Below are 20,084 nucleotides of genomic sequence, written 5' to 3' on the forward strand. Positions count from 1 at the left end.
ACCACTCGGCGCGTCCGGCTACGGCTATGGGGGTGGCTCGGTGAAGTGGTTCGGCAGGCGGCGCGAGGCGGCATCGGATGACCGCGAGGAGCTCGTCGCGGCGCTGCGGGCGGACAGCGTGACGGCTGAGCTGATCGCCCGTCAGTTCGGCGCGGCTCAGGCCGCCGGACGCTATGCGGAACTGGTCGCGGAGGCGGAACGCGTCCTGGGACCGCAGGACACCGACACCCTGGCACTGCGGCACCAACTGGCCCACTGGACCGGTGAGTCCGGACAACCGGAAGCCGCGGTGCGGCTGTTCGCACGGCTCATGGCCGACCGTGAGCGGATCCAGGGACCGGGCCATCCGGACACCGAACTGGCCCGGCATCAACTGGCCCACTGGCACGGCCGGTCGGGCCGGCCCGAGGAGGCCGTACGCCGCTACGAAGCCATGCGCCGGTCCGCCGAGCAGGAGAACCGCACCGAGACGGCGCTCACCCTGCTGTGCGAGGTGGGCTACTGGCAGCAGAAGAGCGGCGACAACGCGGCCGCGCTGCGCGCGTTCTCCCAGATGCTGCAGACCGCCCAGCAGGAGCTCGGCCCAGGCCACCAGCTCGTCGGCATCGCCCGTCAGCGCTACGCCGAGGTCGCCGGCGGACTGCCGTTCGGCAACGAGGGCGGCCACGACGGGCTGCAGGACCTCCTCGCGACGGCCGCCGCGGTCGAAGCCGCGGGAGACTTCCCGCGCGCGGGCCGGATGTACGGGCAGATGGCCGAACGGTCCGAGCAGCTCTACGGGGCGGGCAGCTCCCAGGTCCTCTCCGCGCTTGTCGCGCAGGCGAAGGCGGCGGTGCGGGCGGAGGACCACGAGACGGCTGTCGACTGTTTCGGGAAGGTGCTCGCGTGCATGGAGCTGCGGGGCGAGGGGCCCGGTTCGCCGGAGTACGACATCCTGTGCGGGCAGCGTGACGAGCTCGCCCGGATGGCCGGGCGCACGGTGCTCCGTATCGCGCAGCGGGCCGCGGCGGCGTTGGGCGAGGCGCTGCAGACCGCGCCCGAGACGGCCTGCGCGGTGCTGGCCCGCGAGGCCGGCACCTCCCACGCGACCTGGCTCGCCGTCGTGAACCCCGGTGCGGGCGAAGGGACATGGGCCGCATGGACGCCGGAGCACTGGGCGGCCGTGCTGCGGGACCTGACGCGGCGCGGCTATGAGGCGACGGCCCTCTGCTTCGCCCGCGACGACCTGCGACCGGCCCCCGAAGAGGCCTGCGCGTGCGAGCAGTTGGGGCTGCCGGGCCTCTATGTGTCCCGCCTGAGCGACGGGAACGTACGGTTCGAGGCATACGTCTTCCGGGACGGCGAACCGACGAGGGCGCGGGTCGTCGTGGTGGAGGACGAGCCGGCGGGGACGGGTTCGCCGGGTGCGGAGAGGCGGGTGTCCGCGGGGGCGGCGGACGGCGGCCGGGTCGCGTTTCACGAGCAGGCCGCGGCCATCGGGACCTGGCGGGAGATGGAGCGGGCGCGGCGCCCCGCCGGGGCGGACGAGGCGGACCGGCCACCGGTCTTCGGCACGTACGAGGTGCTGGAGTGCGTCGGCGAGGGCGGCTTCGGGCGGGTCTACCTGTGCCAGGATCCCGACGGGCTGATGGTCGCGGTCAAGACGCTGCACGCGCATCTCGCGGCGGCTCCCGCGATCAAGCGGGGCTTCGCCCACGAGGTGCGGGCGGCCCAGCGGGTCGACGGGCGGTTCACCGTGCCGGTGATCGCTGCGGACACCGACGGTCCGGCCCCGTGGATGGCGGTGCCGTACGTGGCCGCCCCGTCCTTGCAGGAATTCGTCGAGCGGTGCGGCCGGCTGGAAACCGACCTGGTGCGCACCCTGGGGGCGGGCATCGCCGTCGCCCTGAGCGCCATCCACGCCGAGGGCATCGTGCATCTCGATCTCAAGCCGGCCAACGTGCTGCTGACCGAGGACGGCCCGCGCGTCATCGACTTCGGAATCGCCCAGATCGAACGGCTCACCGAGCCACGGCGCGGCTTCGCCGGCACCTACGCGTACGCCTCCCCCGAGCAACTGCGCGAGGAGCGGACCTTCACACCCGCCAGCGATGTGTTCTCCCTGGGCACCGTCCTCGCCCGCCTGGCCCTGGGCCGCAGCCCCTGGGGCCGGGACACGCCGTCCGTGGTCGCCGGAATCCGGGCCGGCACACCCGATCTCGCCGGGCTGCCCGCAGACTTCGCGGAGGTGGTCCGGTGGTGCCTTCAGCCGGATCCGGGCCGGCGGCCGACGGCCGGTGACGTGGCCGAGGCCCTGGTTCCCGGGGCCGGTGACGGCAGGATCGGTCCGCCGCCACTGCCGGAGCAGGGGCGGGCTCTCGTCGCGGAGCACGCCACCGTACCCGCCACACGCCATTACGAGACGCTCGCCCGCACTCGACCCCGGTGAGGCTCAGGCGCGGCCGGGCCTCTCGTGCTCAGTGCGGCAGCCGGGGTGAACACGGCTGCCCGTGCGTCACTTTCGGCCACACACGTGCTTGCCGGAGCCGATGCCGCAGATCATCTCTTCTGCCGACCGGCCCCTCCGCCTATCATCGCGTCAGGTGTCCACAGGTGCGGGGGAATCGGTCATGGATCCGGAGATGCTGGCGCAGACCGCGGGAACCACCGTCGTCGCGCTGATGGCGACCGACGCATGGCAGCGGACACGCGAAGGTGTGGTGGCGCTGTGGCGCCGGGTACGTCCTGTGCAGGCCGACGAGATCGGCACGGCACTGGAGGAGACCCGTGAGGAGATCCTCGTGGCGCGGCGCGAGGGTGACACGGCGGGCGCCGAGGATCTGGAGCGGGACTGGCGCCGCAGGCTGAGGCGCCTGCTGGCCGCGGATCCGTCCGTCGCCCAGGAGCTTGAGGAGGTGCTGGCCCAGGCACGCGCCTCTCTGCCCGAGGACCGGCGACCGCTCGTTCCCACCGTGCAGTTGCACGCGCACGCATCCGGGCACGCGCGGGTCTACCAGGCCGGGCGGGACCAGCACATCGGCGAGCGATGACGGACCATCCGGGCGCCCCGCAGGGCGGTCATGTCCTGCGGGCCGTCACCGACGGGCACGGTCGGGTGTACCAGGCCGCAGGCAACCAGATCATCCTGGAATACACCGTCCAGCAGTCCGAACCCCCCGCTCCGGGAACCGGGTTGGGGTGGACGAGCCCCGAATCGGTCCGCACCCCCCTGGTCGCTCCCCTGAGTTCGCCCCTGCGTGACCGTCTCGATGTACGAGAAGCGCTCCTGAAGGCCATCGGTGACCCGGCGGCGGCGCCGAACGGCCTGCACGTCGTGCACGGCATGCCGGGCAGCGGCAAGACGGCGCTGGCCCAGACCGTGTTCGACGAGGCCGTGGCCGGCCAGGGGGTCGTCGGGCTGTGGGTCAACGCCGCTGACCGCTCGTCCTTCCGTTCCGGGATGCTGGCCGTGGCCCACGATCGCGGGGCCGCGCAAGCGGAGGTCGACGCCGCGCGGGAGGGCCGCCGTCCGGACGCCGATCTCGTCTGGCACTGTCTGGAGCGGTCACCCGAGCCCTGGTTGCTCGTCCTGGACAACGCGGACGATCCCTCCGTGTTCCGGCACGGCGCGTGGCTGCGGTCCAGCAGCCGCGGCATCGTGCTGATCACCAGCCGGCTCCGGGACGCCGTCGAGTGGCGCCGGGCCGTCAGGCATCCACTGGACGTTCTCGACCTCTCCTACGCCGTCGACGTGCTGCGGGACCTCGCGGTCAGCGCGGAGGACACCGCCAAGCTCAAGCTGCTGGCGGGCCGGCTCGGCTGCCACCCGCTCGCGCTGTCGCTCGCCGGCGCCTACCTCGGCCGACAACTGCTGGAGCCGGTTTCCGTGGACGAATACCTGGGGCGCCTCGACGCCGACCCGTCGCTGCTCGACCGCGGAGCGGCACCCGGGGAGCAGGAACTGCGCCGGCTGATCACCGGTACCTGGCAGATCTCCCTGGACGCCCTGACCGAGCAGGGCATCCCCGAGGCGACGACGCTGCTCAGGCTGCTGTCGTGCTTCGCCGCGGCGCCACTGCCCGTCGGGGTGCTCGCTCCGGCCGGGCTCGACGCCACCGCGCTGCCGCACGCACTTCCACCGCTCACCGGGGAACGCGCCAACCTCGCACTCGAACAGCTGACGGCACACTCCCTGGTCTCGCTCATCGACGCGTCCGCCGGGGCCGAGCGTGCCGCCGTACGCAGCGTGCAGGCGCACCCCCTCCTGCTGGAGACGGTCGCGTCCCGCATCCCGGTCGACCAGCGGGCGCCGCTGCTGGAATCCGCCGCCGGTCTGCTGCGCCGGCTGCTGTCCACGGACTCGGACCGGTACGTCGACCCGCACACCCTGCGCCTGTTCACGCCCCACGCCTCGGCCCTGCTCGGGCATGCCGCCGCACACCATGCCGAAGCCGCGACCGCATCGGCGCTGGCCGTCGTCCGCGCGCTGCGCGACCAGTCGTACGTGCGCGGCGACTACGCCACGACGCGCACGCTCGCCGACGAGGCCGCCCGCGTCACCGCCGGCGAGGATTCCGCGGAGGCACTGGCCGACCGGCACGAGCGCGGCCGGGCGCTGGCCGCCCTCGGGCAGTTCGACGAGGCGGTCGCGGTCCACCGGGCCACGCTGGAGGCCCGCGAGGGGCTGCTCGGCCGCGCGCACCCGGACACGCTCGACAGCGCCCACGCCCTCGGCATCGCGCTGTACGGGCTCGGGCGCTGGGCGGAGGACGAGCGGTACATGCGCCGGGCCGCCGAAGGGCGGGTCCGTGTCCTGGGTGCCACGCATCCGGACACCATCGACAGCCGGGGCCGGCTGGCCGAGGCGATCGGGCAGCAGCGGCGCTGGGACGAGGCCCGCCGGCTGGCCGCCGAGAACCTCGCGGTGAGCGAGCGGGCCCTCGGCGACGACCACCCGCACACCCTGCTGAGCCGCATCGCCCTCGCCTGGGTGCTCGCCGGCGTCGGCGCATGGGAGGAGGCCGCGGTCCACACCCGCGTCACGCTGGAGGGCAGCGCGCGGGTGCTGGGCGTGGAGCACCCTCGGACGCTCGCCGCACGTCAGCGTCTGGCGGACGTCCTGTCCCGCCTCGGCCGGTGGGACGAGGCCCTGGAAGCCGCGCAGACGGTGCGTGCCGTACGACAACGGATCCTTGGCCCGGAACACCCCCACACGCTCTCCGTCGAGATCGTGCTGGCCCGGATCCTGCGGGGCACCGGACGCTCCGCAGCGGCACGGGAGTCGGCCGCGCGCACGCTGGACGTCTGCGTCCGCGTTCTGGGCGCCGATCACCCGGATACGCTGGCGTGCCGCAGAGAAGTCGAACAGGAGGACGACGAGTCGTGACCGAGCCGATACGCGTGTGGCGCAAGAGCAGCTACAGCGGTGCGGACAACGGGTGCGTGGAACTGCTGATCCCCCCCCCGCCGCACAAAGCTCCGATTCGTGACTCGAAGCATCCCCTCGGGCCGGTGATCGACTTCTCGGACCGCTCATGGGTGCCCTTCGTCCAGGCCGTGCTCCACGGTGAGCTGTAGGGATCGCGACCGTGGTGGGGGCCGCACCGCCGGGCCGGTCGCCGAGGGCCGGGAACAGACCGCGTGACAGCCCTCATTGACAAGGCGAATCCGTGCGAGTTGTCATGGACACATGATCCTGTGTCCTGAGGCCTGCCGCACTCGCCGTACCGATGGTCCCGTCCTCGGTGCCGGGTGTGCCCCGGCACCGGACGGATCAGGCGCGACGGCCACGGGCGCCGCCCCCGGCGCGACGGACGGGCGGCCGCGGTGGGAGCGCGGTCGCTGACCGGGCGCCGCGAGCTGCTCGACGCCGCCCGGGCCGAACTGACGGCCCGTCCCGGAGTGCTCTTCCACGGTCCCCCGGGGATCGGCAAGTCCCTGCTCGTGGCAGCCCTTGTCGCGGCTGTGACGGCACATGCCCCGTCCGTCGGCACCGTGCTGCACTGCTCGCCCGCGCAGGAGGACGCCGGGCTCCCGTTCGCCGGGCTCGTCGACCTGTTCACGCGGGTGCCGGAGAGCGCCCTGGAGCTCCTCGCGCCCGAGCCCCGGGCGGCACTGAGGGCAGCCCTGCTGCGCGGCCCGGAACCGGCGGACGGGCGCGGCCGCCTCGCGGTGCGCGTCGCCGTCCTCGACGTGCTGCGCACGCTGGCCGCCACCGGCCCCGTCGTCCTGGTCCTCGACGGCCTGCAGTGGCTCGACGAGTTCACCGCCGAGGTGCTGGCCTTCGCCGTGCGCCGCCTCGACGGCCTGGACGTACGGGTGGTGGCCGCCGAACGGGTGGCGGACGGTGAACAGCCCGAGCGGCTGCGCTGCTGCCCGCCGGGCACGACCGAACTTCCGGTGCCGCCGCTGACGGACGACGAGGTGGCCCGTCTCGTACGCGCCGGCATCGGTGCCGACCTGCCCCCAGGAGTGCTGCGGGCGATCCAGGACGCCGCGGCCGGAAACCCGTTGTACGCACTGGAGCTGGGGCGAGCGGTGGCCCTGCGCGGCCCGGAACGCAGAGTCTTCGGCCCGGCGTTGCCCGTGCCCCGGAGACTGCGCGCCCTGCTGCTGGACGAGGCGCGCACGCTGCCGGAGACGGCGCGGCGCACCCTCCTGCTCGCGAGCGCCGCCGCCCGGCCCGACCTCACCCTGCTGCGTGCCGCCGGGCTCCCCGATCCCGCCGCCGACCTGGCGCAGGCCGAACGACTGGGCGTGGCGACGACCGACGCCGGCGGAACCGTACGTTTCCGGCATCCGCTGATCCGGGCCGCCGTCTATGCCGACGCAGCCGAGAACGACCGCCGGCAGGCACACGCGCTGCTGGCCCGCACGATCACCGAGCCTGTAGAACAGGCCCGCCACCTCGCTCACGCCCGCCCCCACGAGGACGAGGCCACCGCCCGCACCCTGCTGGCCGCGGCGGAGTCCGCGCGCCGCGACGGCGCGCTCGGCGCCGCCAGCGAACTGGCCGGGCTCGCCGCCCGCCGCACCCCCGGCGACCGGCCCGCGGACCGGGCCGACCGGCTGCTGGCCGCGGCGGAGTACGCGTGCGACGCCGGGCAGCTTCAGGAGGCGGCCGAGGCCGCCGAGACGGTCCTCGCCGCGTCGAGCTCGGCACGCCGGCGGGTGCGGGCCCGGCTGGTGCTGCTGCGGGGCGCCGGGCAGGCGCTGGAGGGTGCCCGCGCGCTGATCCAGGAGGGCCTGCGGGACGCCGCCGGCGATCCGGAGGCCGAGGCCTGGCTGCATCACTGGGCGGCCGTACGCGGCCTGCTGTGCGGGGAGTTGGCGGAGGCGGCCCGGCATGCCCGGCGCGCCGCCCGGCAGGCGGCCGTGGCGGGCGACACGGAGACCCGGATCGGGGCGCTCGCCACGCTCGCCCGGGTGCGGTCCCTGGCCGGCGATCCCGTCGCCGCGGACGTCGCGCTGAAGGAGGCGCTCGCCCTGGCGGGGGGCGCGGACGGCGGTCCGCAGAGCTGGCGGCTGATCCGGATGCGGGCGATCCTCGCCCTGGACTCCGACCGGGTGCCCGAGGCCCGGGAGCAGGTCGTCGAACTCCTCGCCCGGATCGGGGAGTTCGCCGGCGTCGAGGAGGTCATGGCGACGCTGGTGTCACTGACCCGCATCCAGGTGCGGGCCGGACACTGCCGCGAGGCACTGCACACCGCGGCGCGCTGCTCACGCGCCGTGCCCCAGGCGGCACCCGCGCTGTACGCGGCCGCGCTGGCGGCCACCGCGGGCGGCACCGCGGAGGAGGCCCGGCACCTGGCCGAACAGGCGGTACGCGCCTCGGAAGCCGATGGCGACCGGCTGTTCCTGCTGCGTGCGCTGGCCGTGCGCGGGCAGGCCGGACTGCTCACCGGCGACCCACGGGAGGCCGCGAGCGCGGTCGAGGCGCTGCAACGCGTCAGAGAACTCGGGACCGCCATGTGTGCCGCCGACCCGCCCTTGCTGCACTGGTACGGCGACCTGGCCGAAGCCCTCGTCCTGCTGGGCGAGACGGACGAGGCCGAGGCCGTCGTCCGCGAGGCCTACGCCCGTACGGCCGGTGACACGCCCGGCAGCGTACTGGCGGCTCTGGAGCGGGCGGAGGGACTTCGGGAGGCGGGGACCGGCCGGGCCAAGGAGGGGGCGGCGCGGCTGCGCGGCGCCGTGGACCAGCTGCGTCAACTCCCGTTGCCCGTCGAGCTGGTGCGCACCCTGATCGCGCTCGGCGCGGTCGAGCGCCGCTCACGCCGCAGAAGCGCGGCGCGCGCGGTGCTCGGCGAGGCGCTGGAAACCGCCACCCGGATCGGCGCCGCCCCGCTGGCGGCGCGGGCCAGGGACGAGCTGTCGCGGCTGGACGCCGGAGACCGCAGCGGTGAGGCGGGCGCGGGCGGAACCGGACTCACCCCCACCGAGGCCAGGATCGCCGAGCTGGTCGGGGGCGGGGCCACCAACCGGGAAGTCGCCGCGAAGCTGTTCATCAGCGTCAAGACGGTGGAGGGGACTCTGTCGCGGGTCTACCGCAAGGTCGGGGTCCGCTCGCGCACCGCACTCGCCCACGCGATGGCGGTCGCCGTCATCGCCTCCGGGGCGGCCGTCGAATCCCGCGACGGCGGCCAGGCGGACGTCCCGGCACAGGCCGTGACGGTGAGCCGGCCCAGCCCCACCCGGACCCCGCCGAGCTCTCGACACACGCCGTTGACGTGACATCGGCTGTTAACACGTGACACAAGGGTTCCCCCGCTTATGGGGAGGGGGCCGGGGTTTCTACGGTGAAGCCGTTCCCCTTCCGGAACAACTCCCCCACTCCCCGGAGGACTTCAGTGAAGTCACGTCTGAAACTGCTCGGTCTGGCCGCCGCGCCGGCCCTGGTCGCCGCGGTCGTCCCCGCCGCCTATGCCGCGAACGGCCCGCAGCCGCACGCGACTCGTGCCGCCATCTCCGGAGACGTCCTGCCGGGCCTGAAGCAGAACGCGACCCGCACCGGAAACGTCGCGGCCGGCAAGCGGATATCCGTGGCGATCAGCCTGACTCCCAGAGGTGGCACGGCACTTGACACCTTCGTCGCCAAGGTGAGTGACCCGCGGTCGCGTTCGTACGGCCACTACCTGACGAAGCGTCAGTTCGCGGCCCGCTTCGGCCGGACCGACGCCGAGGTCGAGCAGCTCAAGGACTACCTGCGTGCCCAGGGCCTGACCGTCGGCACCGTCCACTCGGGCAACCTCCTGGTCGACGCCAGCGGTACCGCCGCCCAGCTGGAGAAGGTCTTCGGCACCAAGCTGTCGACCTGGAAGGACACCGAGTCGGGCCGCTCCTTCTACGCCAACGACTCCGCGCCGACGCTCCCGTCCTCCCTCGCCTCCCTGGTCAGCGACGTGGCCGGCCTCAACAACCGCGTCCAGCTGCACCACCAGGCGACCGCGCACACCGTCTCCCCCCACGACGGCCCCGGCGGCGGCTACACCCCGGCCCAGCTCAAGGGCGGCTACAACGTCTCGGGCACGTACACCGGAAGCGGCCAGAAGATCGCGCTGCTGGAGTTCGACGGCTTCCAGCAGTCCAACATCACCACGTACGACAACCACTACAGCCTGGGTTCGCCCACCCCGACCGTGCAGAAGGTGGACGGCGGCTCCGGCGCACTCGGCGACGGCCAGGTCGAGGTCGAGCTGGACATCGAGGTGTTGCACGCGATCGCCCCCAAGGCGAACGTCACCGTGTTCGAGGGCCCCAATTCCGACGCCGGCGAGGTGGACACCTACCAGGCCATCGTCGACAGCGGCATCCCGACCACCTCGATCAGCTGGGGTGCCGCCGAGAGTGCCCGCACGACCTCCGGCATCAACGCGGTCGACGCCGTCTTCAAGTCCGGTGCCGCCCAGGGCCTCGGCTTCTACGCGGCCTCCGGTGACAGCGGCTCCGACGACGCGGGCGACGGCGGCACCTCCGTCGACTACCCGGCCAGCGACCCGTACGTCACCGGCGTCGGTGGCACCAAGCTGACGGTGACCTCGTCCAACGCCTTCAGCAAGGAGGTGGCCTGGTCCGGGGGCGGTGGCGGCAAGTCCTCCGTCTTCACGATCCCGAGCTGGCAGAAGGCGGTCCAGAAGAGCGCCGGCAGCGGATTCCGCCAGGTGCCGGACGTCTCGGCCCACGCCAACCCCAGCCCCGGCGTCTCGATCTACTCGCAGGGTTCCTGGTCCTCGGTGGGCGGCACCAGCGCGGCGGCCCCCGAGTGGGCGGCCTTCGCGGCCCTCTACAACCAGCAGGCCGCGGCGGCCGGCAAGGCCAACCTCGGCTTCGCCGACCCCGCCCTCTACTCGGCGAGCGGCACCGGCTTCCACGACATCACCAGCGGCAGCAACGGCGCCTACTCCGCTGCCACCGGCTGGGACTTCACCACCGGCTGGGGCTCGTACAACGCCGCGACCCTGGCGAGCAAGCTGCTCGGCTGACGACCGACGGCTGACGACCGACAGAGCGCGGGCCGGGGATCCTCCCCGGCCCGCGCTGCGGCGTGACGCCGACCGCCCGGGTCAGCGCAGGAAGTCCAGCAGTGCCCTGGTCAGGGCTTCCGGGACCTCTTCGGCCAGGAAGTGGCCGGAGCCGGGGATGACCAGTCCGGTGACGTCCGTGGCGGCCTTGCGCATGTCCTCCGCCGGGGCGGTGCCGGTGCTGTGCTCGCCGCCGATGGCCAGGACCGGGATGGTCAGCGGCCCCTCCTCCTTGTGCCAGCGCTGGAACTGCTCGGCGGTCTCGTCGAGGCGGCGGTAGACCTCGAAGTTGGCGTGCCGGGCGGCCGGGTCGCGCAGCGCGTCGACGTAGACGTCCACGGCGTGCTGCGGGATCGCGTCGGGCCTGGCGGCCTTGGAAGCGAACTGGTGGCCGAAGTAGATCTCCTCACGGCCGGCGACCATGCGTTCGTTGATGTCGGCCAGGCGGTTGAAGGCGAAGTGCCACAGGAACTCGTTGGTGACCGCGTCCGACATCAGCGGCGGCGACGGGGAGAAGCCGGGCAGGATCGCCTCGCCGACGACGAGGCGGGTGACGCGGTCACGGTGCTTCGCTGCGAGGGCGTGGCCGACGAGCAGGCCGTAGTCGTAACCGGCCACGGCGAAGCGGTCGTGGCCCAGGCCGGTCATCAGCGCGGCCATGTCGTCGGCGGCCGTGGCGCCGTCGTAGCCGGTGGCGGGCTTGTCGCTGGCGCCGGTGCCGCGGACGCCGGCGGCGATGACGGTGAAGTGCTCGGCGAGGGCGGGCATGACGAGGCGCCAGTTGTACCAGAACTGGGGCCAGGCGGGCAGGAGCAGCAGCGGCGGCCCGTCGCCGCCGACGACGGCGTGCAGGGTCAGGTCGCTCGTCCTGACGGTGTGGCTGGTGAACGTGTCGGTGAACCCGGCGGGCAGGTTCGGCACGTCGGTGACGGTGAACGGCACGGTGGAGCCTCCTCGTGGCATGGGGGTGCCACCTCGAACCGGATAACGTATCCAGTTCACCGTGACACAACCGGATGCTCTATCCGGTTATGCTGTGCACATGGCCCCTGCACCCATGCGCAAGGACGCTGCCCGCAACTGGCAGCGCATCGTCGACGTGGCCCGCCATCTCGTGGACGACGGCGCCCCGCTGCAGCTCAACGACGTCGCCCGGCTCGCCGAGGTGGGGGTGGCCACGGTCTACCGCCACTTCCCGACACCGGAAGCCTTGATGGAGACCGTGGCCACCCCCGGCCTGGAGGCACTGGTCGCCCATGCCGAACAGGCGCTGACCGAGGACGACCCCTGGCAGGCCCTGACGGACTTCCTCGGCACCACCCTGGAGGCGCAGCTGACCGACCCCTCGATCTCCCTCGTGCGCGCCGCACCGGACCACGTCCTGCCCCGCACCACGGAACTCGCCACCACGCTGGACTCCCTCGCAGGCCGGCTCCTCGACCGCGCACACGCGGCGGGAACCGTGCGCGGCGTGGTCACCTGGGACGACCTGCGGCCGCTCATGTGCGGGGCCGCCTACGCCGCCACCGTCCACGCCGACGACCGGAAGACCCGCCTCGAATCCGGCCGCCGCTACCTGGGCGTAATGCTGCACGGGATGCGCGCCTGAACCGGCTGCGGGCGCGGTCCTCGCCGTTCGATGTCACTCAGTGGTGATCTTCGGGGGAACGGCCGGCGCGGCAGGACCGGTGACGACGTCGGACTAGGGATTGTCCGTGGCGCCGATGATGGCGGAGAAGATCCGCTCCTGCGAGGTCGTCGGCACATGGAAGAAGCCGTTGTTGCGGCCGAGCCGCAGCACCGCCGCCTCGTCCGCGACAGCCTTGACGTCTCCCAGGTTGTGGCTCACGAGGATCACCCCGACGCCCTGTTCGCGCAGCTCGTCGACGACCTCAAGAACATGGCCGGCCTGGGGGACGCCGAGCGCCGCGGTGGGCTCGTCCAGGAGGACGACCCTCGGGCGGCCGAGGAGGGCGCGGCAGATCGCGACGGTCTGCCGCTGCCCCGCGGACAGTGAAGCGACCGGAGCGCGCACATCGGGGACCCGGATGCCCATCGCGTCGAGCTGGCCGCGCGCCTGCCTGCGCATGCCGCCGTAGTCCAGCAGCCGGAGCAGGCGGCCCCGGACACCGGGGCACCGCCGCTCCCGGCCCAGGAAGAGGTTCTCGGCGACGTCGAGGTCGTCGCACAACGCCAAGGTCTGGTACACGGTCGCGATGCCCAGGCGGTGAGCGATCCGGGGGCTCGTGATGTGGACGCCCCGGCCCTCCCACTCGATGACGCCCCTGTCCGGGGTCTCGACACCTGCGATGACCTTGACGAGGGTGGACTTGCCGGCACCGTTGTCCCCCAGAAGAGCGACGACCTCGCCCTCGCGGATCTCCAGGTCGACGTCCTTCAGAGCCTGGACGGCGCCGAACCGCTTGGAGACCCCTCGTAGCGCGAGCAGGGGCGGCCCAATCAAGCCAACCTCACCTCCGAGGGAGAGACCCAAGTAGCATAATGCAACATTTATTAACAATCTAGACATATGGTGTAAAAGGGTTGGGGGTTTCGCAACGCTGCACCCGGCTTGAGGAGGGTGTCACCGATGGCACACCACCACACCGTCCGCGAGCGCTGTCGGCGACGGCGTCCCCGACAGGGGGCGGCGCTCCTCGTGGTGGGCACCTTGCTGCTCGGCGCCGCCGCCTGCGCCGGGAATCAGAACTCCGCAGGTGACAACAGGACGCGGAAGGTCACGATCGGCCTGGTGACCAAGACCGAGACCAATCCGTTCTTCGTGGCCATGCGCAAGGCCGCCGCCGACACGGCCAGGAAGAACAACGCCGAGCTCATCGCCCTGTCCGGCAAGTTCGACGGCGACAACGAGGGCCAGGTCGCCGCGGTCGAGAGCCTCATCGCCCGTCACGTGCAGGGAATCCTGATCACGCCGTCGAACACGACGGGGATCCTGGGCGCCATCGCGGAGGCCCGCCGCCAGGGCATCCTGGTGATCGCGCTGGACACCGCGACGGACCCGGCGAACGCGGCGGACGCCACGTTCGCGACCGACAACTTCAACGCCGGACGCCTCCAGGGCGCCTACGTCAGGGCCGTGCTCGCGGGCCGGGCCCCCAAGTTGTTCATGCTCGACGGTACGGAAGGGTCCACGGTCAGCCGGCTCCGGCACGACGGGTTCCTCAGCGGCTTCGGGATCAAGGACGACTCATCGGCGATCCGCGGACGGGCCATCACCAACGGCGACCGCAATCGGGCGCAGACCGCGACGGAGAACCTGCTGCAGCGCACCACCGATGTGAACTCGCTCTACGCCATCAACGAGCCGGTGGCCGACGGCGCCTACACGGCCCTCGCCGCACGCGGCCTGACCCGGCAGGTGACCATCGGGGCCATCGACGGCGCATGCGAGGGCGTGCGCGACGTCAGATCCGGCAAGTACGCGGCCACGGTCATGCAGTTCCCGATCAGGATGGCCGACCAGGGCGTGACCGCGGTCACCGACTTCGTCAGGAAAGGGAAGAAACCGTCCGGCTTCACGGACACAGGCACGGTACTCATCACCGACAAGCCGGTGCCGGGACTGCCGTCCCGGAACACCGACTGGGGACTCCGGCACTGCTGGGGGTGATCTTCGGACGCCGACCGGCGAAGGGATCAGTAACGGATCATGAGATCTCCCGTCACCACCAGTCCCGCCGACGACAGTGAACCGGGCACGGCACTGCGGGACACATTGCGGTACGCCCTGCGCACACCGGCCATCGGCCCCCTCGTGGCCCTGGCCATCGCCGTCCTGGTCTTCTCGGTCACGACAGACACCTTTCTGACACCGGAAAACCTTTCACTGGTACTGCAGCAGTCCATCGTGATCGGCACGCTGGCGCTGGGTCAGTCCCTGATCATCCTCACCGCGGGCATCGACCTGTCGAACGGAGCCATCGCGGTACTCGGCACGCTCGCCATGGCCAAGCCCGTCTTCGAGGGGAGCAGCCCCGCGGCGGCGCTGCTGGTGGGCCTGGCCGTGGCGACCTGCCTCGGACTCGTCAACGGTCTGCTCGTGGCCCGGCTGGACCTGCCGCCCTTCATCGTGACCCTGGGTGCGCTGACCGTCATCTACGCCGTGAGCAGGCTCTACTCCCAGTCCCGCAGCTATCCGGTGACGAGCGGCCTGCTTCTCTTCTGGGGGAACGGCGTCCACCTCGGCAGCGTGCTCATCACCTGGGGGACGTTCCTGCTCGTGGGTCTGTTCGCCTTCTTCTGGTACTTGCTCGGCAAGACGGCCTGGGGCCGGCACATCTACGCCGTCGGCAACGCACCCGAGTCCGCCCGCCTGACCGGCATCAGCGTGCGGCGCACGGTCCTGTCGGTCTACCTCACCGCCGGTCTTCTCTACGGCATCGCCGCCTGGCAGTCCTTCGGCCGCATCCCCAACGCCGACCCCAACTCCTACCAGACGGCGAACCTGGAGAGCATCACCGCCGTCGTCATCGGCGGGACCAGCCTTTTCGGCGGCCGGGGAAGCATCATCGGGACGCTCATCGGAACGCTCATCGTCACCGTGCTCCGCTCCGGCCTCACCCAGGCGGGTGTCGACAGCCTCTACCAGGACGTCGCGACCGGGACCCTCGTCGTCGTCGCGGTCGGCGTCGACAAGGTCCTGCGCAGGGGCAGCGCACACTGACGACGGCGCGCTGCGGGCGCAACTGCGGAAGTACGGGAGGCGGTGCCGGCGGCGCCCCGGTGCCGGGGCGGGCTGTCGCCCCGGCACCGCGCCCGCCGCATCACCCCTTGTCGCGCAGCCCGGCCGCCAGGGAGGTCAGCGGCTCGGTCGCCTCGGTGTGGCCCAGGGCGGTGAGGCGGGAGACCGCCGTGTCGAGGCGGGCGAGGGCGGGGGCGGGGCGTTCCAGGTAGATGCCCTCCACGGCAGCGGCGAGACGGACGCACTCGGCCCACTCACCGGCGAGGTCCTCGTCGGGTCCCGGTTCGCCGAGCAGGGTGAGCGCCTTGTCCAGAGCGGCCAGGGCGGTCTCGTACTCACGGGCGTAGGCGTTGACCCGTCCGTGTTCATAGGCCAGGGCACTGTCCAGGGAGCGGCCGCGGGCCTCGTACCCCGCGGCGCGGGCCTCGTCGGCGATCCTGCCCGCGTCGGCGAGACAGGCGAGGGCGTCGGCCAGGCCCTCGGAACCCTGCTTCTGGGCCTGGAGACGGGCGAGTTCGCGCAGGCAGTTGCTGAGCTGCTCATAGCGCGGCGCCCGGGCGTGGGCAGCGAGGGCCTGGTCCGCGGCCTCGCGGGCCCGGCCGAACTCGCCGGACTCGGCGAGGAGCACGGCGGTCTCCGCGGCGATCATGGCGTGGCTCCCGGGGTCGTCGTCCCAGCCGGCCGACTCGGCCGCGAGAGCGGCGAACTCCGCGGTGGCGGCCTTCAGGTCCTCGCCCGCGTGCAGCGCGCGGGCGCGGGTCAGGCGCAGCTGGGCGACGAGCCGGTCGTCCACCTCTCCGGCGGCGACGTCCGGTTCGGCCAGGAGGGAGTCGAGCAGCGCGATGCAGTCCTCGACGCGGCCCAGGTCGAGGCTGAGCCGGGCCGCGTCGCTGTAGGTGCAGAACGCGTCCGTCCGGCTGCCGTGGCGCAGTTCCAGCTCCGCGGAGCGCGTCAGGTGCCGCAGTGCCTCGTCGGGGCGGCCCAGGTGCAGGCAGGCCTGGGCCAGATCACCGTGGAGGCGGGCGGTGCCGGCCGAGTCGGACGGCCGGTCGGCGGCCAGCCGCAGGCTCTCGGTCAGGTCCGCGTGCGCGGCCTGCGCGTCCCTGAGGCCGAGCTGGATCCGGCCGCGCAGGCCGAGCGTGCGGGGCAGGTGCCAGGCGGGGCCGTGCGCCTTCAGCCGGTCGAGGAGGGCGTCGGTCTCCGTGACCGCGGCGGGCAGATCGCCGGAGAGGGCGTACGTACTGGCCCGCAGCATGAGGGCGCCGGAGACCTGTCCGGCGATGTCGTGCCGGGTGGCGAATTCGAGCAGCAGGTCCGCCTCGGCGAAGACCGGCGCGATGTGCTCCTCATTCCTCGACGTCTGCAGACGCAGGCCGAGCGCGGTCGCCCGCAGCCGGAGCAGACGGGCCTCCTGGTACGGGGAGAGGCCGGGCGTCTCTTCGTGCAGCCGCACGAGGGCCGCGTGGGCGGCGGTCAGCGCGGCGGCCTTCGCCTCGGCTCCGTCGGCACGCTCCGCGGGGATCTCGGCGGCGGGGAGCAGGGTGCAGGCGCGGGCGAGCGCCGCGTGACCCGGCGCTCCGGCCTCGTCGTACAGGCGCGCGGCCTCCTCGTACCGGGCGGCGGCTTCGCCGAACTCGTCCTTCTCGCCCGCCCGGCTCGCCTCGTCGGCCAGCAGGTCCGCGCGCAAACGTACGAGCGGTCCCACGGCCGGGTCGTCGGGGTGGGTGTAGTCGGGGGCGGCGACGAGGGTGCGAAGCCGTGCCCAGCAGGCCGCCGCGTCCGGATGCCCCTGCTCGTCCAACGCCCGTGCCCGGGTGATGAGTTCGGGCAGCGACTCGGGGGCGGTGGCTGCCGTACGGGCGGCGGGCGCGGCAGCCGGGGCGGCCGGGGCCACGTCGTCGAGGCCGCGGGTGCGCAGGGTCAGTTCCAGTGCGTCCAGGAGGGGGGCGCGGTCGAGGCGGGCCCGGCGCCGGTCGGTGTGGGCCGTGGTGCCGTTGCGGGTGTCGAAGCGGGCGGCGAGGTCGTCGGCGCGGCGACGCACCTCGGCGCGCAGCCCGGCCACCGTCCAGGTGCGGCCCGCGTATCCGGCGGCGGGCAGCTCGCCGTGGCCGAGGACTTCGACGCGCTGGAGGAGGACTTCCAGGCCCGTGAGGAAGCCGAGCTGGTCCAGCGGCGAGTCGACGTCGTCGAACAGGCTCCGGTTCTCCGCGAGCAGTTCCAGGCCGCGTGCCTCGTTGCCGGTCAGCGCGCAGAACTCCAGGTGCCGGCCGACCTCCCCGGACATCGCGGGATTGCGCCGGCAGCCGCGGTAACCGGCCAGGTGCAGCTCACGCGCCCGGTCGGTGCGGCCGGTGCGCAGCAGGGGAAGCAACGCGTACGAGACGGAGCGGGCGGGTTCCTCCTGGCAGGATTCCTTCCCGGCCAGGACGGGCTCCCAGGTGCCGAGCGCCCGCTCGTCGTCGCCCGCCGCGAGGTGGTACAGGGCGCGCTCACAGATCTCGCAGGCCTCGCAGTCGCTGAGCCTGGTGCGGGTACGGCCCGCCCACAGCTCGTAGGCGAGGGCGGTGTCCTCTCCGACGTGGGCGGCGAGCTGGTACGCCTGTCCGTAGTAGGGCTGGAGGCCGAGGCCGGCCTTCTCGTACCGGTCGCGCATCTCCGCCAGCCACTGGCGCAGGCTGGCCAGCGGTATCTCGGGCAGCTGGCGCAGGGCGTGGCCCACCCACTTGAAACGCCAGAACAGCATGTGGCGCAGGCGCTCGTCGAAGACGTCGGGCTGCTCGTCGAAGAGGGTGAGCAGGCGGGCGAAGACGACGGGCGACTTCCTGGGTTCGGAGCCGTAGTTGTACGCCTCCTGGAGTTCGAGGAGCGCGTGGATGAGCGGGACGGGCTCCGCGAACTGCTCGGCGGCGTCGACCAGTTCCTCGGCGGTGACGGTGCGGGTACGGCCGTAGGGGCGCCGGTCGTTCTCCTTCAGCGCCTGGAACAGCTCGTCGGTGGTCTGGGGTGCGGTCGGCATCGTCAGCTGTCCTTGCGGAGGGCGTGGGCGAGAAGGTCGAGGAAGGAGCGGTTGATGAGGCTCGATTCGGCGGGCCTGAGCGGGCGCCGGGACAGCATCGCGGCCTGCCCGTAGAGGGCTTCGGCGCTGGTGCGGGCCAGTTCGGGTTCGTCGATGGTGACGGCCGTACGGACCAGCGGATTGAGCTGGTTGAGGATCAGCTGGGCCCGTGGCGCCTCCTGGCGCAGGTGGCCGAGGATGTCGCCCCACAGGCCGCCCTGCTGCTCGCGGGCGAGTTGGGAACGGGTGCGCTCGTGCCGGGCCTCGCGGCTGTCGAGGAGGAGGGCGGGGGCGGAGGCGGGCTGGAAGGTGCGCAGCGCGACGTCGCAGTCGAAGACGGCGAGGGCGTCGCGGGCCAGGGCGAGGTAGGCCGCGGCGGCCAGTTCGGTCTCCCGGTCGACGGGGTCGAGGTGGGCGGTGAGCGTGGCCGGGTCGAGGTCGGCGACGCTGACCTCCGGTCTGATCTCCGGCAGCCGGTGGACCAGTTCACGGTCGTAGGTGTAGCCGCCGTTGACGACGCCGAGCCCGGCGGCCGCGGCGATCGCCGCGACCTGCCGGAACTCCTCCACGCTGGAGGTCACGAGCACGGTGCGGTGGGTGCGTGCGAACTCGTCCAGCGTGGCGTGTCCGTCGGTGGTCTCGAACGGCAGCCACGGCAGCAGCATCCGCAGGATCTCGTCGTCGTGCACGGCGAGGGACTTCACGGCCAGGTGGTGGGCGTGGAGGAAGCGGCCGAGGAGGTCCGGGTCGCTGGCGGCGGTCCGGGCGATCCACGCGCGCAGCCGTTCGGCGAGGGCGTCCCGGACCGCGGCGAGGGTGTCGTCCTCGTACAGGGACTCGCGGGACGCCGTCGGGCGCAGGCTTTCGGCGTCGACGACGCAGCGGACGAAGAACGCCCACTCGGGCAGGATCTCCTCGGCCTGCTCGGACAGCAGCATGCCCTTGACGTGCACGCGATGGCCGTGGCGGCGCCCGGCCGGCACCGTCTCGGGCAGCACGCACGCAATGCCCTTGAGGCCCACGGCCGGCAGGTCCAGCTCGATGGTGTCCAGCGGCGTGAACCCGAAGACCTCTTCGCCGTACGCGGCCAGCGCGCGGGAGCGGGCTCCCGGCGTGGGGTACGTACGCGCCCAGGGTGCGGGCTCGGGGTTGACGGGTGCGCCCGGGCCGCCCGCACCGGCTGTGCCGTCGTCGAAGGTCACCGGGTGGCGCAGCAGGGAGCCGAAGTGCCGGGCCAGCGCGTGCACCTGGGCCGGCCGGGTCCACTCGCCCGCGTCGGCGCGTGGCGTCAGCGTGACGGTGGTGCCGGGCCGGGGGCGGGCGGAGGCGGGCAGGATGCGGACGGTGTAGCTGCCGTCGCCGCGGCCCCGCCACTCCACGACCGGGGCGTCGTGGGTACGCGCGGAACGGCTCAGGACATGGATCTCGTCCGCGACCAGGAAGCAGGACAGCAGGCCGATGCCGAACTGGCCGATGAAGTCCGCGCGTTGCTCGGCGATCTTCTCGGCGCGCTTGCTGCTGCGGCCGATCGTGGCGAGGAAGGTGTGCACGTCGGCCTCGGTGAGACCGACGCCGTCGTCCTCGACACGGACCACCGAACCGTCGGCGTACAGGCGGATGCCGAAGGCATCGGCGGGGGCGGCCGGTTCGAGGCCGTGCCGCGCGGTCAGCGCGTCCACCGCGTTCTGCAGGAGTTCACGCAGATAGACGCGAGGGCTGGAGTACAGGTGGTGGGAGAGGAGATCGACGAGGCCGCGCAGATCCACCTGGAAGGTGCGGTCGGCGCCGGCCGGGCTGAGAGGAGTTTCGGGCAGAGTCATCGGGCAGT

13 protein-coding genes are annotated in these 20,084 nt (G+C 72.9%); 9 read left to right on the top strand and 4 right to left on the bottom strand.

The annotated features are described in order from the left end of the window. The first annotated feature begins 40 nt into the window (after positions 1–40). From O1G22_RS07635 to O1G22_RS07660, 6 genes are all read left to right on the top strand, one after another. Positions 41–2,428, top strand: a complete 2,388-nt coding sequence (locus O1G22_RS07635; RefSeq protein WP_270080614.1) for a protein kinase domain-containing protein — start codon at positions 41–43, stop codon at positions 2,426–2,428. A gap of 181 nt (positions 2,429–2,609) precedes the next feature. Continuing rightward, a complete protein-coding gene (locus O1G22_RS07640; protein WP_270080615.1) occupies positions 2,610–3,029 on the top strand; it encodes a hypothetical protein in 420 nt (139 codons plus the stop codon). Further along, positions 3,026–5,365, top strand: a complete 2,340-nt coding sequence (locus O1G22_RS07645) for a tetratricopeptide repeat protein (protein WP_270080616.1) — start codon at positions 3,026–3,028, stop codon at positions 5,363–5,365. Before O1G22_RS07640 ends, O1G22_RS07645 begins: the two co-directional genes overlap by 4 nt. Continuing rightward, a complete protein-coding gene (locus tag O1G22_RS07650; RefSeq protein ID WP_270080617.1) occupies positions 5,362–5,556 on the top strand; it encodes a DUF397 domain-containing protein in 195 nt (64 codons plus the stop codon). Before O1G22_RS07645 ends, O1G22_RS07650 begins: the two co-directional genes overlap by 4 nt. A 249-nt stretch (positions 5,557–5,805) precedes the next feature. Further along, a complete protein-coding gene (locus O1G22_RS07655; protein ID WP_270080618.1) occupies positions 5,806–8,712 on the top strand; it encodes a LuxR family transcriptional regulator in 2,907 nt (968 codons plus the stop codon). Between the two features lie 116 nt (positions 8,713–8,828). Then, the gene (locus O1G22_RS07660; RefSeq protein ID WP_270080619.1) at positions 8,829–10,460 is read left to right on the top strand and encodes a S53 family peptidase; all 1,632 of its coding nucleotides are present in this window, start codon (positions 8,829–8,831) and stop codon (positions 10,458–10,460) included. Between the two features lie 81 nt (positions 10,461–10,541). Here the strand turns inward: O1G22_RS07660 and O1G22_RS07665 are convergent, their stop codons facing one another. Then, positions 10,542–11,462: an alpha/beta fold hydrolase gene (locus O1G22_RS07665; protein WP_270080620.1), complete on the bottom strand. Its 921-nt coding sequence runs from the start codon at positions 11,460–11,462 to the stop codon at positions 10,542–10,544. A 79-nt stretch (positions 11,463–11,541) separates the two neighbouring features. On the opposite strand from O1G22_RS07665, the gene O1G22_RS07670 reads away from it, so the two are divergent. Further along, positions 11,542–12,108, top strand: coding sequence for a TetR/AcrR family transcriptional regulator (locus tag O1G22_RS07670; protein ID WP_270080621.1), 567 nt, complete (start codon positions 11,542–11,544; stop codon positions 12,106–12,108). A gap of 93 nt (positions 12,109–12,201) precedes the next feature. Here the strand turns inward: O1G22_RS07670 and O1G22_RS07675 are convergent, their stop codons facing one another. Beyond that, complete coding sequence (locus O1G22_RS07675; RefSeq protein WP_270080622.1) at positions 12,202–12,963, bottom strand: ATP-binding cassette domain-containing protein; 762 nt, start codon at positions 12,961–12,963, stop codon at positions 12,202–12,204. Positions 12,964–13,089: 126 nt separating this feature from the next. Here O1G22_RS07675 and O1G22_RS07680 point away from each other — a divergent pair, with 126 nt between their 5' ends. Together O1G22_RS07680 and O1G22_RS07685 are read left to right on the top strand one after the other, a co-directional pair. Continuing rightward, a complete protein-coding gene (locus tag O1G22_RS07680) occupies positions 13,090–14,130 on the top strand; it encodes a substrate-binding domain-containing protein (protein WP_270080623.1) in 1,041 nt (346 codons plus the stop codon). A 39-nt stretch (positions 14,131–14,169) separates the two neighbouring features. After that, positions 14,170–15,183, top strand: a complete 1,014-nt coding sequence (locus O1G22_RS07685) for an ABC transporter permease (RefSeq protein WP_270080624.1) — start codon at positions 14,170–14,172, stop codon at positions 15,181–15,183. A gap of 100 nt (positions 15,184–15,283) precedes the next feature. Here the strand turns inward: O1G22_RS07685 and O1G22_RS07690 are convergent, their stop codons facing one another. Next, positions 15,284–18,217, bottom strand: coding sequence for a hypothetical protein (locus O1G22_RS07690; protein ID WP_270080625.1), 2,934 nt, complete (start codon positions 18,215–18,217; stop codon positions 15,284–15,286). Between the two features lie 2 nt (positions 18,218–18,219). Next, positions 18,220–20,076: an HSP90 family protein gene (locus tag O1G22_RS07695; protein WP_270080626.1), complete on the bottom strand. Its 1,857-nt coding sequence runs from the start codon at positions 20,074–20,076 to the stop codon at positions 18,220–18,222. Positions 20,077–20,084 lie beyond the last annotated feature (8 nt).

The sequence above is a fragment of the Streptomyces camelliae genome (assembly GCF_027625935.1).
Taxonomy (GTDB): Bacteria; Actinomycetota; Actinomycetes; order Streptomycetales; family Streptomycetaceae; genus Streptomyces; species Streptomyces camelliae.